Consider the following 14,272-nt stretch of genomic DNA (forward strand, 5'->3'; position numbering starts at 1 on the left):
GCCCCCTTAGGGGCGCTTTTTTTATTGCTGCCGGCCTTGCGTGCGCACCGAGACGGGTGGCGCATCGTGCGCAAGCGGCTTGCCGGCGTCTGGCGCCGGGCCGCAGCCCGGGCCGCATTACGGCCCGGTTACCGAATAGGTGAAGCGTATCCGTTACAATGCCGGGGTCTTTGCCGGACCTCGCGCGAGTGCGCCGGTGCCGCTTCCACGTCACGCTGAAACGCTGCCAACCGCATGAAACTGTTCGCCTGGATCGTCCGCATCGTCGTATTCGTGCTGCTGTTCGTGCTGGCGCTGCGCAATACCGCCGAAGCCTCGCTGCAGCTGTTCTTCAACGCCGTCTGGCATGCCCCGCTGATCCTGATCCTGTTCGCGGCCTTCGTGCTCGGCGCGGTCGCGGCACTGGCATCGATCGCGCCCAACCTGATGCGCCAGCGCATGGAGCTTGCCCGGCTGCGCCGCGCCCTGGCCGATGCCGGCGCGCAGGCGAGCGCGTCAGCGGCATCGCCGCCGTCGCCAACGTCGGCAGCAGCCGCCGCGCCGCGCGACGGCAAACCTGTTCCTTATAACGTAGTCGGCCCGAAGGTCTGATCCATGATGTTTGAAACCTGGTGGCTGCTGGCGCTGCCACTTGTCTTTGGCCTTGGCTGGATGGCGGCGCGCTTCGATGTGCGCCAGCTGATCAGCGAGCAGGGCGCCTTGCCGCGCTCGTATTTCAAGGGCCTCAACTTCCTGCTCAACGAGCAACCCGACAAGGCCATCGACGCCTTTATCGAGGTCGCGCGGCTGGACCCGGAAACCACCGAGCTGCACTTCGCGCTGGGCGCGCTGTTCCGCCGCCGCGGCGAAACCGAGCGTGCCATCCGCGTGCACCAGAACCTGGCGACCCGCCCCGACCTGCCCGAGCCCGAGCGTGAGCATGCCTTGTTTGAACTGGGCGAGGACTTCCTGCGCGCCGGCCTGCTGGACCGCGCCGAGGAATCGCTGCGCCGGCTGATGTCGGGCCCGTACGCGGCGTCGGCCAAGCGCGTGCTGCTTGAGCTCTATGAAGTGGAAAAGGAGTGGCAGAAGGCGATCGAGGCTGCGCGCGAGCTGCAGACGCTGGAGCAGACCAGCTACAGCCTGCAGATTGCCCAGTTCTGCTGCGAGCTGGCGCAGGACGCGCTGCAGCGCAAGCGCCCCGAAGATGCGGTGAAGTGGCTGAACCAGGCCGTTGCCGAGAATCCTGCCAACGTGCGTGCCCCGATCCTGTTGGGCGACGTGGCCGCGGCGGCGGGCGATGCCCGCGCGGCGCTTGGCCACTGGCTTGGCATCGAACGGCAGGATGCATCCTTTCTGCCGCTGGTGGCGGACCGCGTGGTCAAGGCCTACGCCAGCCTGCAGGAGGAGGGCGCCGCACTGGAATGGCTGCGCGGCCTGCTCAAGGGCAAGCTGGCGCCGGAGGTGCTCGATACCGCCTACAAGGCAGAGCTGGAAGTAAACGGCCCGGAAGCCGCCGCGCGCCTGATGCGCGAACAGCTGCGCCGCCAGCCCACGCTGCTGGCGCTGACCAAGTATTTCGAGGCGCAGGCGGCGGTGGTCACGGCCGGCGCCCCGTCCGCGCAGCCGGCGGGTGCCGATGCCCCGGCAGAGGGTGCCGAGGGCGCCGACGGCAACGGCGAGCAAGCGCAGGAAACCACGGCCATCCGTGACCTGCTGCAGCTGCGCACGCGCAACCTCGCGCGCTACACCTGCCGCGAGTGCGGCTTCCGCGCCCGGCTCTTCTATTGGCAATGCCCGGGATGCAACCGCTGGGAAACCTACGCCCCGCGGCGTTCCGAGACGCTCGGCTGATCCCGGGCGGCCTGTGCAACAGAATTGAATTAACGCTATGAAAGTCACGATCATCGGCAGCGGCTATGTCGGCCTTGTCACCGGCGCCTGCCTGGCGGAACTTGGCAACGACGTGTTCTGCCTGGACCTGGACGAGCAGAAGATCGCGCTGCTTAACGCAGGCGGGGTGCCGATCTACGAGCCGGGCCTGCAGGAGCTGATCCAGCGCAACCGGGCCGCCGGGCGGCTGACCTTTTCCACCGACGTGGCGGCCAGCGTCGAGCACGCCGACGTGCAGTTCATCGCCGTGGGCACGCCCCCGGACGAAGACGGCTCTGCCGACCTGAAGTACGTGTTGGCGGCGGCGCGCAATATCGGCCGCCATATGACCGGCTTCAAGGTCGTGGTCGACAAGTCCACCGTGCCGGTTGGTACCGGCGACCGCGTGGCCGCCACGATCCGCGCGGAGCTGGCCGCGCGCAGCCTGGAAGACCTGCAGTTCTCGGTGGTGTCGAACCCCGAGTTCCTGAAGGAGGGCGCCGCGGTCGAGGACTTCATGCGCCCGGACCGCATCGTGCTGGGCTGCAACGCCGACGTCGCCGGCCGCCACGCGCAGGCCACCATGCGCCAGCTTTACGCGCCGTTCAACCGGCACCACGAGCGCACCTTCTACATGGACGTGCGCTCGGCCGAGTTCACCAAATACGCCGCCAATTCGATGCTGGCCACGCGCATCTCGTTCATGAACGAGCTGGCCAACCTGGCCGACGAGGTCGGCGCCGATATCGAACTGGTGCGCATGGGCATCGGATCGGACCCGCGCATCGGCTACAGCTTCCTGTATGCCGGCGCCGGCTATGGCGGTTCATGCTTCCCCAAGGACGTGCAGGCGCTGATGCGCACCGCCGCCGACCATGGCAAGCCGATGCGCGTGCTGGAAGCGGTGGAATCGGTCAACGGCGCACAGAAGCGCGTGCTGGGCGACAAGGTCGTGCGCCGCTTCGGCGATGACCTGACTGGCCGCACCTTTGCGGTGTGGGGCCTGGCCTTCAAGCCCAACACCGACGACATGCGCGAGGCACCGTCGCGGGTGCTGGCACGCGAACTGGTGTCGCGCGGCGCGTCGCTGCGCATGCACGACCCGGTGTCGATGGCCGAAGCCCGGCGCGTGCTGGATGCCGACCTGGCCGACCTGCCGGGCGGCGCCGCGCGCGTGAGTTTCCACGAGAACCAGATGGATGCGCTGGACGGCGCCGACGCGCTGGTGATCGTGACTGAATGGAAGGTGTTCCGCAGCCCAGACTTCGGTCAGATCAAGCGGCGCCTGAAGGCCCCGGTGGTCTTCGACGGGCGCAACCTGTATGAGCCTGAGGCCATGGTCGAGACCGGCGTGGAGTACCACGCCATCGGCCGCCCGACCCGGCAGGCCGTGAACGAATGAGGCGCCGGCGGGTCAACGGACTCATCAACCGATAAGCTAACGCGGCGGCCGCGGCCGGCGCGATATTGCCAAGGATCTTCATGAACAAGACCGTCATTCCGCAGGAGCAGATCCGGCAGTCCCATATCCTGGTGGTCGGCGACATGATGCTGGACCGCTACTGGTTCGGCGATGTGGAGCGCATCTCGCCGGAAGCACCGGTGCCGGTGGTCCAGGTCAAGCGCAGCGACGAGCGCCTGGGCGGCGCCGCCAACGTGGCCCGCAATGCCGCGGCACTGGGCGCACGCGTGGGCATGCTGGGCGTGGTCGGCGACGACGAGCCGGCCCGCACGCTTGAAGCGCTGCTGGGCGAGAGCCATGTGCAGCCCTACCTGCACCGCGATCCCAAGCTCAACACCACCATCAAGCTGCGCGTGGTGGCGCACCAGCAGCAGTTGCTGCGCGTGGATTTCGAGAGCGCGCCGGCGCATGAAGTGCTGGCCGCGGTACAGGACCGCTTCCTGGCCCTGATCAACGACTACCAGGTGCTGGTGCTGTCCGATTACGGCAAAGGCGGTCTGACCCACGTCACGCGCATGATCGACGCCAGCCGCGCGGCCGGGCGCAAGGTGCTGATCGATCCCAAGGGCGACGACTACTCGCGCTACCGCGGCGCCACCCTGATCACCCCTAACCGGGCCGAGATGCGTGCCGTGGTCGGCGCCTGGAAGACCGAGGCCGACCTGACCATCCGCGCGCAGAACCTGCGCCGCGGGCTGCAGCTGGAGGCGCTGTTGCTGACGCGCTCGGAAGAGGGCATGACGCTCTACACCGAGGCCGAGGTGCTGCACGTCTCCGCCCAGGCGCGCGAGGTCTATGATGTATCGGGTGCGGGCGATACCGTGATCGCCACGCTCGCCACCATGCTGGGTGCCGGCGTGCCGCTCAAGGAAGCCGTGCAGCATGCCAATCGTGCCGGCGCCATCGTGGTGGGCAAGCTTGGTACCGCCGTCGTCTCTTATTCTGAATTGTTCGGCGCCGCCCCGTGAGGCGTGGCGCCCCCATCCTGATCCGACCATGACCATCATCGTCACCGGCGCCGCTGGCTTTATCGGCAGCAACCTCGTCAAAGGCCTGAACGACCGCGGCGAGACCAACGTCATCGCTGTCGACAACCTGACCCGTGCCGACAAGTTCCACAACCTGGTCGACTGCGAGATCTCCGACTACCTGGACAAGCAGGACTTCCTCGCGCGCTTTGCCCGCGGCGAGTTCGGCAAGGTGCGGGCGGTATTCCATGAGGGCGCGTGCTCCGACACCATGGAGACCGACGGCCGTTACATGATGGAGAACAACTACCGTTACACGCTGTCGCTGATGGAGAGCTGCCTGGAACAGGGCACGCAGTTCCTGTATGCGTCGTCGGCGGCTACCTACGGTGCTTCGCAGGTGTTCCGCGAAGACCGCGAGTTTGAGCGCCCGCTGAACGTGTACGGCTACTCCAAGTTCCTGTTCGACCAGATCGTGCGGCGCCGGCTGCCGTCGGCGCTGTCGCAGATCGTGGGCTTCCGCTACTTCAACGTGTACGGCCCGCGTGAAACGCACAAGGGCCGCATGGCCTCGGTCGCCTTCCACAACTTCAACCAGTTCCGCGCCGACGGCACGGTGAAGCTGTTCGGCGAGTACGGTGGCTATGCCCCCGGCATGCAGAGCCGCGACTTTATCTCGGTCGAGGACGTGGTCAAGGTCAACCTGCACTTCTTCGACCATCCGGACAAGTCCGGCATCTTCAATCTCGGCACCGGCCGCGCGCAGCCGTTCAACGACATCGCCGCCACCGTGGTCAATACCCTGCGCGAGGCCGAAGGCAAGCCGCGCCTGTCGCTCGATGAACTGGTGCAGGAAGGCCTGCTCGAGTACGTCAAGTTCCCCGATGCGCTGCGCGGCAAGTACCAGTGCTTTACGCAGTCGGATGTGTCGAAGCTGCGCAGCGCCGGCTACAGCGAGCCGTTCCTGAGCGTCGAGGAAGGCGTGGCGCGCTACTGCCGCTGGCTGATCGAACGCGCCGGCTGACAATCGGCGCGCAGCCGGCCGACACGCTTTCGTGCGGCCGGTGTCAACTTTTGTTGCCGCATGGGCCGCCGCTGCGGCCCGCCCCTATCCTGACCTGACCTCGCCGCCCCGGCGGGGGTGGTACCTCAGACCATCCACAGGAAAGGAGAGCCTTCATGTTCAAGCATTGGGTCCGGCAACTTGCCCGGCGTTTTTCCCTGGTATTCCTTGCTGCAACCATCTGCCTGTTCGCAGGCGGTGCCGCGCATGCCGCCATCGATGTCAACACGGCGGACGAGGCGGCGCTGACCTCGGTCAAGGGCGTGGGAGCCGCCACCGCCCGCAACATCATCGACGAACGCAACAAGCGTGGGCCCTACAAGGACGCCGCGGACCTGGCCGAGCGCGTCAGCGGCATCGGGCCGAAGTCCGTGGCGAAGCTGCAGGACGCTGGCCTCGCCATTGGCCCGAAGGGAGCCGCAGCAGCGGCCCCGGCCAAGGCCGCCAAGGCAGCGCCCGCGGCGGCCACCAAGCCGGCGCGCTAGCAGGCGCAGGGGCTGGCGCCCGGCTGCCACGTGGCCGGGCGCTCTCCTTGCTGGTATGGGTTGTGCTAGACCCTTGCCGCTTCGCACGCCCCGTGGCGGCGGAGTATCATGCGGACGCCGCGCCGGCAGGATCTGCCGCGCGTGACTGCCGACAGGCACGCATCTACCAAACAACCAGGCACAAACGCGGCGGCCGCCGACCAGGCGGCCAGCCCGGACCACAGGGAGCAGAACAATATGGCGAATGGCGAGGACGCGGGATTCCTGCCGCAGTGGCGGCTCAAGACCGAAGGTGTGATCGGGCCGGATGAGCGGCTGCCCGCCGGGCAGACGCTGCTGGCCGGCATCCAGCACGTGGTGGCGATGTTCGGCTCGACCGCCATTGCACCGATCCTGATGGGTTTCAACCCGAATATCGCCATCCTGTTTTCCGGCATCGGCACGCTGATCTTCTTCCTGTGCGTGCGCGGGCGGGTGCCGAGCTATCTTGGCTCCAGCTTCGCCTTCATCGCCGTGGTGATCGCCGCCACCGGCTACGCGGGCAGCGGCCCCAACCTCAATATCCCGGTGGCACTGGGCGGCATCATCGCCGCCGGCGCGCTGTACACGGTGATCGGCCTGATCGTGCAGGCGGTGGGCTACGCCTGGGTCGAAAAGCTGATGCCGCCGGTGGTGACCGGCGCCATCGTCGCGGCGATCGGGCTGAACCTGGCCCCGGTAGCGGTCAAGGCGGTCAGCGGGGCGGCCCTCGATACCTGGGTGGGCCTGCTGACGGTGGTGGCCGTGGGGCTGGTGGCGGTGCGTGCGCCCGGCATGATCGGGCGCCTGCCGGTGCTGATCGGCGGCCTGGCCGGCTACCTCGCCTACTACCTGGGCACCAATATGATGGGGCTGGGCAAGCCGATCGACTTCTCCAGCGTGGCAGCGGCCAGCTGGTTCGGGCTGCCGGCGTTCACGGCGCCGACCTTCGAGCTCAGCGCCATGCTGCTGATCGCCCCGGTGGCGATTGTGCTGGTGGCGGAGAACCTGGGCCATATCAAGGCCATCGGCGTGATGACCGGGCGCAACCTGGACCCGTATATCGGCCGTGCCTTCATCGGCGACGGCATCGCGACCATGCTGTCGGCCAGCGGCGGCGGCACCGGCGTGACCACTTATGCCGAGAACATGGGCGTGATGGCGGTCACCAAGATCTACTCGACGCTGATCTTCGTGGTCGCGGCCGCGGTGGCCATCCTGCTGGGCTTCTCGCCCAAGTTCGGTGCGCTGATCCTGACCATCCCGGGTCCGGTGATCGGCGGGCTGACCATCGTCGTGTTCGGCCTGATCGCGGCGACGGCGGGCCGGATCTGGGTGCAGAACAAGGTGGACTTCTCCAGCTCGCGCAACCTGATCACGGTTGGCGCCACGCTGACGGTGGCCGCCGGCGACCTGACGCTGAAACTGGGCGGCATGACGCTGGGCGGCATCGGGACTGCCACCTTCGGCTGCATCCTGCTGTACCACCTGTTGGGCGAAGGCAACCACGAAGAGGGCTGAGCCAGGGCAGGATGGGCGCAGGCGGGCGGGTGGCAGCGTAAATCCCGCCTGCCGGCGAGGGATAGGTGTCTGGATTACAATGGCCGGCGAATTGGAATCCCCCGTTTGCGACCCCCTTTCGCGACCCCTCGCTCCATGGCCTACAAGACAATTGAAGACACCATCGGCAATACGCCGCTGGTCAGACTGCAGCGCATCCCCGGTGCCGCCAACGACGCGCGCGGCAATGTGATCCTCGGCAAGCTCGAAGGCAACAACCCGGCCGGTTCGGTCAAGGACCGCCCCGCGGTGTCGATGATCGCCCGGGCCGAGGCGCGCGGGCGCATCAAGCCGGGCGACACCCTGATCGAGGCGACTTCCGGCAATACCGGCATCGCGCTGGCCATGGCGGCCGCCATCCGCGGCTACAAGATGGTGCTGATCATGCCCGAGGACCTGAGCCTCGAACGCCGCCAGAGCATGGCGGCCTACGGTGCCGAGATCATCCTGACCCCGGTCAAGGGCGGCATGGAGTACGCCCGCGACCTGGCGGATTCGATGGAGCGCGATGGCAAGGGCGTGATCCTCGACCAGTTCGCCAACCCGGACAACCCGCAGGCGCACTACGAGGGCACCGGGCCGGAGATCTGGCGCGATACCGACGGCCGCATCACCCACTTCGTTTCGGCGATGGGCACCACCGGCACCATTACCGGCGTGTCGCGCTACCTGAAGGAACAGAACCCGGAGATCCAGGTCATCGGCGCGCAGCCGGCCGAAGGCTCGCGCATCCCGGGCATCCGCAAGTGGCCCGAGGCGTATCTGCCCAAGATCTACGATGCCAGCTACATCGACCGTACCGAGCCGGTGAGCCAGGGCGATGCCGAGCACATGGCGCGGCGCATGGCTTCCGAAGAGGGCATCTTCTGCGGCATTTCGGCCGCGGGCGCGCTCTGCGTGGCGCTGCGCATTGCCGAGGAAGTGGAGAACGCCACCATCGTGTTCGTGGTGTGCGACCGCGGCGACCGCTACCTGTCGACCGGCGTGTTCCCGGCGTGACCTGAACCGGTGCCAACAAGAAAGGCCTCGCAAATGCGAGGCCTTTCTTGCTTTGGCGGGCAGCTGGCGTCAGCCCATCGCCGCCTTGACCGCCTCGCCCAGCTGGTACACCGCCAGCGCATAGAAGAAGCTGCGGTTGTAGCGCGTCAGCACGTAGAAGTTGCGCAGGCCGAGCAGGTACTCGGTCGGCTGGTCGGGGGTGGGCAAGTCCACCACCAGCACGCCAGTCTCGCCTTCGCGCGCGGGGTCGATCGGCTCGTTCACGCGCAGGCCGGCGCGGGTCAGCTGGTTGAGCGTGCGCGTGGGCCACGGCTCACCGTCGGCCGCGGCGGTGGCGATACCCAGGCTGCCGGCGTCGCCGGCAATGCGCCACACCACCGGGCGGCCCGGCTCCCAGCCGTGCAGCTGCAGGAAGCGCGCGACACTGCCGATGGCGTCGGTGGGGCTGTTGCGCAGGTCGATGCGGCCGTTGTTGTCGTAGTCGATGGCGTATTCGCGCAGGCTGGTCGGCATGAACTGCGGGATGCCGATCGCGCCCGCGAAGGAGCCCAGCACCGAGTACACGTCAGTGCGGGTGTCGCGGCACCACAGCAGGTAGTCGGCCAGCTGGTTGCGGAACAGCGTGGTGCGGGCTTCGCGGTTGGGCGTGTCCGGGTAGTCGAAGGCGAGCGTGGACAGCGAATCGAGCACGCGGAAGGTGCCCATGTCGCGGCCATAGATGGTTTCCACGCCGATGATGCCGACGATGACCGATGCCGGCACGCCGAACTCGGCTTCGGCGCGGCGCAGCGTGTCGCGGTTGTCCTGCCAGAAGCGCACGCCCGCGTTGATGCGGATCGGCTCGATAAAGCGCGAGCGGTAGGTGCGCCAGCTTTTGCGGCCGGTGGTGGCGGGCGGCATGATCAGACGCACCACGGTGGCGGAATAGACCGCCTGGCCAAACCACTCCTGCAGCATGCCACGGTCAAGGCGGTGGCGGGCCACCATCTCGTCGATAAATGCGCGGGTCTGCGGATTGTCGCGGTAGCGGCCGGGTTCGATCTCTTCCTCGCGCATGCTGACGCGGCGCTTGCCCGCGGCGAGCAGGCTGGGGGAGAGGCCGCAGAGTCCGAGTGCGGCAGCGGAAAGCGCGGCGCCCAGCAGGGGGCGTCGCAGTGAGCGCTGGGTGTCGGTCATGATGTCCTTTGCAAGTCGCACCGAGTATAGCGGATGCCACTGCGGCAACTGCCGGCAAGCCGTCACGAGATGGCGCGCCGGCGCCGCTGGGTGGCTTGGGCTGGCGTGTGCTAACGTAGCGATTGGAGACAACATCGCGACGATAAGAGATGCCGACAGGCTATTACACGCACCCCGAGTTCCAGCGGCACGAGATGGGGCATTTCCATCCGGAGTGCCCGGAACGCCTTCAGGCGATCGAGGATCACCTGATTTCGCACGGCCTGGACGGGCTGCTGGAGCGCCGCGAAGCCCCGCCCGCCACGCGCGAGCAGCTTGAGCGCGTGCACCGGCCCGACTATGTCGATTCACTCGAGCGCGCCAGCCCGGCCAGCGGCTATCACGCGATCGATCCGGATACCTCGATGAACTCGCACACGCTTGCCGCCGCCACGCTGGCCGCGGGCGCGGCGGTGGCGGCCACCGATGCGGTGATCGCCGGCGAGTTCGAAAACGCGTTCTGCTGCGTGCGCCCGCCCGGCCACCACGCCGAGCCCGACCGCGCGATGGGCTTCTGCTTCTACAACAACGTCGCCATCGCCGCGCGCCACGCGCTGCGGGCGCACGGGCTGGAGCGCGTGGCCATCATCGATTTCGACGTGCACCACGGCAATGGCACCGAAGCGGCATTCCGCGGCGACGAGCAGGTGATGATGTGCAGCATTTTCCAGCACCCGTTCTATCCGTACAGCGGCACCGAGCATCTCGCGCCCAATATGGTCAACATACCGCTGCCGGCCTATACCAACGGCATGGCCGTGCGCGAAGTGGTCGAGACCATCTGGCTGCCGCGGCTCAATGAGTTCCGCCCGCAGATGCTGTTTATCTCCGCCGGCTTTGACGCGCACCGCGAGGACGACCTGGGCCAGATGGGCCTGGTGGAGCAGGACTACGCCTGGATCACCGGCCAGCTGGTGGACGTTGCGCGCGCCCATGCGCAGGGCCGCATCGTCAGCTGCCTGGAGGGGGGCTACAACCTGAGCGCGCTGGGCCGCAGCGTGCTGGCGCACCTGAAGGTGCTGCTGGAACGATAGGAGAGCATGGCCATGGCCGAGACCGATGCGCGCGTGGACGCGCCGCTGCTGACCGAATCGCGCGACACCGCGGGCGTGGTGCGGCTGACCATGAATCGGCCGCAGGCGTTCAATGCACTGTCAGAAGGGCTGCTCGACGCGCTGACCGAAGCCCTCGGCCGGCTGGCGTCGGACCATACCGTGCGCGTGGTGGTGCTGGCCGGCGCCGGCAAGGCCTTCTGCGCCGGGCACGACCTGCGCGAGATGCGGGCCTCGCCGTCGCACGACTACTACCGGCGCCTGTTCGACCGCTGCACGCGCATGATGATGGCGATCCAGAAGATGCCGCAGCCGGTGCTTGCGCGCGTGCAGGGCATTGCCACGGCGGCGGGCTGCCAGCTGGTGGCCATGTGCGACCTTGCGGTGGCCGCCGACGATGCGCGCTTTGCGGTGTCCGGCGTCAACCTGGGCCTGTTCTGCTCGACGCCCGGGGTGGCGTTGACGCGCAACCTGCACCGCAAGCAGGCGATGGAGATGCTGCTGACCGGCGACATGATCGACGCCGAAACCGCCCGTGAGCGCGGGCTGGTGAACCGGGTGGTGCCCGCTGGCCAGCTCGACGAAGAGGTGGCGCGCCTGGCCGCCAGCATCTGCGCCAAGCCGGCCGCCGCGGTGGCCGCCGGCAAGTGTCTGTTCTACCGCCAGCTGGAAATGGGCATCGAGGCCGCCTACCAGCTGGCCGGCCAGACCATGGCCTGCAACATGATGGACGAGTCGGCGCTGGAGGGGGTGCAGGCCTTCATTGACAAGCGTTCGCCGTCCTGGCGTGGTTCATGATCGACTTTTTTGCCCCTTATATGCCGGGAACGTATAAAGACATCGGTAAAAAGTCGTTTATGGTATGAAGCGAATCGCATAAAATACGCGCTTCAGAAAAATAACGAGCGGCAACAGCGCTGGAGATCCCTCGCCTGTTGCCGTTTTTCTTTTGGTCACCTTTCCATGATCGAACTGCAAGGACTGTCGCAGCGCTTCCCGGGCGCGTCTGGCGACGTGCATGCATTGCGGGACGTCAGCCTGTCGATAGCGGCGGGCGAGGTCTTCGGCATTATCGGCCGCAGCGGCGCCGGCAAGAGCACGCTGGTACGCGCCATCAACCTGTTGAACCGGCCCTCGAGCGGCCGCGTGATCGTCGCGGGCCAGGAGCTGACCGCGCTGGACACGGGCGCGCTGCGCCTGGCACGCCGCGAGATCGGCATGATCTTCCAGCACTTCAACCTGCTGTCGTCGCGCACGGTGTATGAGAACGTGGCGCTGCCGCTGGAACTGGCCGGCAAGCCCAAGGCTGAGATTGCCGCGACGGTGCTGCCGCTGCTGGACCTGGTGGGCCTGTCGGCGCTGAAGGGCCGCTATCCGGCGCAGATCAGCGGCGGGCAGAAGCAGCGCGTGGGCATTGCGCGCGCCCTGGCCAGCAAGCCCAAGGTGCTGCTCTCGGACGAGGCCACTTCCGCGCTGGACCCGGAAACCACCCGCTCCATCCTGGAACTGCTCAAGCAGATCAACCGCGACCTGGGCCTGACCATCGTGATGATCACGCACCAGATGGAAGTCATCAAGCAGGTCTGCGACCGCGTGGCCGTGCTTGAAGCCGGCCAGGTGGTGGAGACCGGGCGCGTGATCGACGTATTCCTGCGCCCGCAGCACGACGTCACCCGCGCCATGATCGGCGACGTCATCTCGCAGGAACTGCCGGCCAGCGTGCTCAAGCGCGTGGAGAGCCGGCTCGGCAACGGGCGCGACCATGTCTACCGCCTGGCCTTCACCGGCGAGGGCGTGGACCAGCCGGTGCTGGCCCAGGCGATCCGCCGCTACGGGCTGGACTTCAATATCCTGCACGGCCATATCGACGAGATCCAGGGCCAGGCTTTCGGCTCGCTGGCGATCATGGCCACGGGCGAACTGGCCGACGTGAAGGCGGCGATGGAATACCTGCAGGCGCAAGGCGTCGTGGTGGAGGAGTTCGAGCATGTGGTCTGAAATGTTTGACCTGTTCCTGACCTCGTTCAACGAGACCCTGCTGATGGTGGCGATCTCGGGCGTGGTCGGCTCGCTGCTGGGCGTGCCGCTGGGCGTGCTGTTGCACCTGACCAACCGTGGCGGCGTGCTGTCGCACCCGCTGTTCAACCGCGGCATCGGCGTGGTGGTCAACGCCGTGCGCTCGATCCCGTTCATCATCCTGCTGGTGGTGGTGATCCCGTTCACGCGCTTTATCGTCGGGTCGTCGATCGGCACCACCGCGGCGATCGTGCCGCTGACCATCGCGGCGATCCCGTTTATCGCGCGCCTGGTGGAAAGCGCGCTGCGCGAGGTCGACAAGGGCCTGGTCGAGGCCGCTCAGTCGATGGGCGCCACCACCCGCCAGATCGTGTGGAAGGTGCTGCTGCCCGAGGCCATGCCCGGCATCGTCGCCGGCCTGACCATCACCTTTGTCAGCCTGGTCGGCTATTCGGCCATGGCCGGCGCGATCGGCGGCGGCGGTCTGGGCGACCTGGGCATCCGCTACGGCTACCAGCGCTATATCACCGAGGTCATGGTGGCGGTGGTGGTGATCCTGATCGTGTTCGTGCAGGCCGTGCAGAGCTTCGGCGACTGGCTTGTCCGCCGTATCAGCCACCGCTAATCCGTCAACGCCAAGTCAATTATTTTCTGAAACAGGAACGCATATCATGCAACGTCGCAACCTGCTGCAATGGATTCTCGGCGCCGCGATCGGCGCAACGCTGGCAACGGGCGCCGTCGCCCAGGAAAAGCCGATCAAGATCGGCGTGACCGGCGGCCCGCACGCCCAGATCATGGAACAGGTGAAGAAGGTCGCCGCCAAGGACGGCCTGAACATCCACGTGGTCGAGTTCAGCGACTACATCCAGCCCAACGCCGCGCTGGCCGCCGGCGACCTGGACGCCAACAGCTACCAGCACCTGCCGTACCTGGAAGCCCAGATCAAGGACCGCGGCTACAAGTTCACGCATATCGCCTATACGGTGACGTTCCCGATGGGCGTGTACTCGAAGAAGATCAAGTCGCTCGACCAGCTCAAGCAGGGTGCGCGCGTGGGCGTGCCCAACGATCCCACCAACGGCGGGCGCGGCCTGTTGCTGCTGCAGAGCAAGGGCGTGATCAAGCTCAAGCCTAACGCCGGCCTGAAGGCCACGCCGCTGGACATCGTCGAGAACCCGAAGAAGATCCGCATCGTCGAGCTGGACGCCGCGCAGCTGCCGCGCTCGCTGGATGACCTGGATGCCGCCGCCATCAACGGCAACTACGCGGAATCGGCCGGCCTGTCGCCCGTCAAGGATGCCATCGCCATCGAAGGCCCGAAGGGTCCGTACGCCAACCTGATCGCGATCCGCGAGGCTGACAAGAGCAAGCCCTGGGTGGCCAAGCTGGTGAAGGCTTATCACTCGCCGGAAATCAAGCAATACGTCACATCGACCTTCAAGGACTCGGTCATTACCGCCTGGTAATCCGACGTCACTTTGAGGGTTTCATCCAATCAGACGATGCCCGCAAGCCCCGGTTTGCGGCACAATCGTCGGACGGCTGGGATCTGCCGGGCTATGCCCGGCATCATTTTGCCG

Annotated in this window: 14 protein-coding genes; 13 read left to right on the top strand and 1 reads right to left on the bottom strand. The window is 66.9% G+C overall.

Features of this window, described 5'->3' with window-relative positions:
• Nucleotides 1–234: 234 nt before the first annotated feature.
• The 8 genes from AC1Q6V_RS04000 to cysM all read left to right on the top strand — a co-directional run bounded on the left by AC1Q6V_RS04000 (nt 235) and on the right by cysM (nt 8,406).
• On the top strand, nt 235–591 hold the full coding sequence (locus AC1Q6V_RS04000; protein ID WP_010812952.1) for a LapA family protein: 357 nt from the start codon (nt 235–237) through the stop codon (nt 589–591).
• Nucleotides 592–594: 3 nt separating this feature from the next.
• Complete coding sequence (lapB, locus tag AC1Q6V_RS04005) at nt 595–1,833, top strand: lipopolysaccharide assembly protein LapB (RefSeq protein WP_010812951.1); 1,239 nt, start codon at nt 595–597, stop codon at nt 1,831–1,833.
• 37 nt (nt 1,834–1,870) lie between these two features.
• Nucleotides 1,871–3,253, top strand: coding sequence for a UDP-glucose dehydrogenase family protein (locus tag AC1Q6V_RS04010; RefSeq protein ID WP_010812950.1), 1,383 nt, complete (start codon nt 1,871–1,873; stop codon nt 3,251–3,253).
• Between the two features lie 80 nt (nt 3,254–3,333).
• Complete coding sequence (rfaE1, locus tag AC1Q6V_RS04015; RefSeq protein ID WP_010812949.1) at nt 3,334–4,281, top strand: D-glycero-beta-D-manno-heptose-7-phosphate kinase; 948 nt, start codon at nt 3,334–3,336, stop codon at nt 4,279–4,281.
• Between the two features lie 28 nt (nt 4,282–4,309).
• Nucleotides 4,310–5,305 (top strand): ADP-glyceromanno-heptose 6-epimerase, encoded by a 996-nt coding sequence (gene rfaD / locus AC1Q6V_RS04020; protein WP_010812948.1) that lies wholly within the window; start codon nt 4,310–4,312, stop codon nt 5,303–5,305.
• Between the two features lie 155 nt (nt 5,306–5,460).
• Entirely contained in the window at nt 5,461–5,829 is a 369-nt protein-coding gene (locus AC1Q6V_RS04025) for a ComEA family DNA-binding protein (RefSeq protein ID WP_010812947.1), read from the top strand.
• Nucleotides 5,830–6,066: 237 nt separating this feature from the next.
• On the top strand, nt 6,067–7,368 hold the full coding sequence (locus tag AC1Q6V_RS04030; protein ID WP_010812946.1) for a solute carrier family 23 protein: 1,302 nt from the start codon (nt 6,067–6,069) through the stop codon (nt 7,366–7,368).
• 135 nt (nt 7,369–7,503) lie between these two features.
• Nucleotides 7,504–8,406 carry a cysteine synthase CysM gene (gene cysM, locus AC1Q6V_RS04035; protein ID WP_010812945.1) on the top strand — a complete coding sequence of 301 codons (903 nt, stop codon included), beginning with the start codon at nt 7,504–7,506 and terminating at the stop codon, nt 8,404–8,406.
• Between the two features lie 69 nt (nt 8,407–8,475).
• On the opposite strand, the gene mltB is transcribed toward cysM, so the two are convergent.
• On the bottom strand, nt 8,476–9,582 hold the full coding sequence (gene mltB / locus AC1Q6V_RS04040; RefSeq protein WP_454750224.1) for a lytic murein transglycosylase B: 1,107 nt from the start codon (nt 9,580–9,582) through the stop codon (nt 8,476–8,478).
• A gap of 149 nt (nt 9,583–9,731) precedes the next feature.
• Here mltB and AC1Q6V_RS04045 point away from each other — a divergent pair, with 149 nt between their 5' ends.
• The 5 genes from AC1Q6V_RS04045 to AC1Q6V_RS04065 all read left to right on the top strand — a co-directional run bounded on the left by AC1Q6V_RS04045 (nt 9,732) and on the right by AC1Q6V_RS04065 (nt 14,158).
• Nucleotides 9,732–10,655 (top strand): histone deacetylase family protein, encoded by a 924-nt coding sequence (locus AC1Q6V_RS04045; protein ID WP_010812943.1) that lies wholly within the window; start codon nt 9,732–9,734, stop codon nt 10,653–10,655.
• 12 nt (nt 10,656–10,667) lie between these two features.
• On the top strand, nt 10,668–11,471 hold the full coding sequence (locus AC1Q6V_RS04050) for an enoyl-CoA hydratase (RefSeq protein WP_454750225.1): 804 nt from the start codon (nt 10,668–10,670) through the stop codon (nt 11,469–11,471).
• A 165-nt stretch (nt 11,472–11,636) separates the two neighbouring features.
• Complete coding sequence (locus AC1Q6V_RS04055; RefSeq protein ID WP_010812941.1) at nt 11,637–12,671, top strand: methionine ABC transporter ATP-binding protein; 1,035 nt, start codon at nt 11,637–11,639, stop codon at nt 12,669–12,671.
• On the top strand, nt 12,661–13,314 hold the full coding sequence (locus AC1Q6V_RS04060; protein ID WP_011614705.1) for a methionine ABC transporter permease: 654 nt from the start codon (nt 12,661–12,663) through the stop codon (nt 13,312–13,314). The genes AC1Q6V_RS04055 and AC1Q6V_RS04060 overlap by 11 nt, the downstream gene beginning before the upstream one ends.
• Nucleotides 13,315–13,360: 46 nt before the next feature.
• Nucleotides 13,361–14,158, top strand: coding sequence for a MetQ/NlpA family ABC transporter substrate-binding protein (locus tag AC1Q6V_RS04065; protein WP_011614706.1), 798 nt, complete (start codon nt 13,361–13,363; stop codon nt 14,156–14,158).
• The last annotated feature ends 114 nt before the right edge of the window (nt 14,159–14,272 follow it).

It is taken from the genome of Cupriavidus sp. GW823-FHT07B10 (assembly GCF_058794355.1).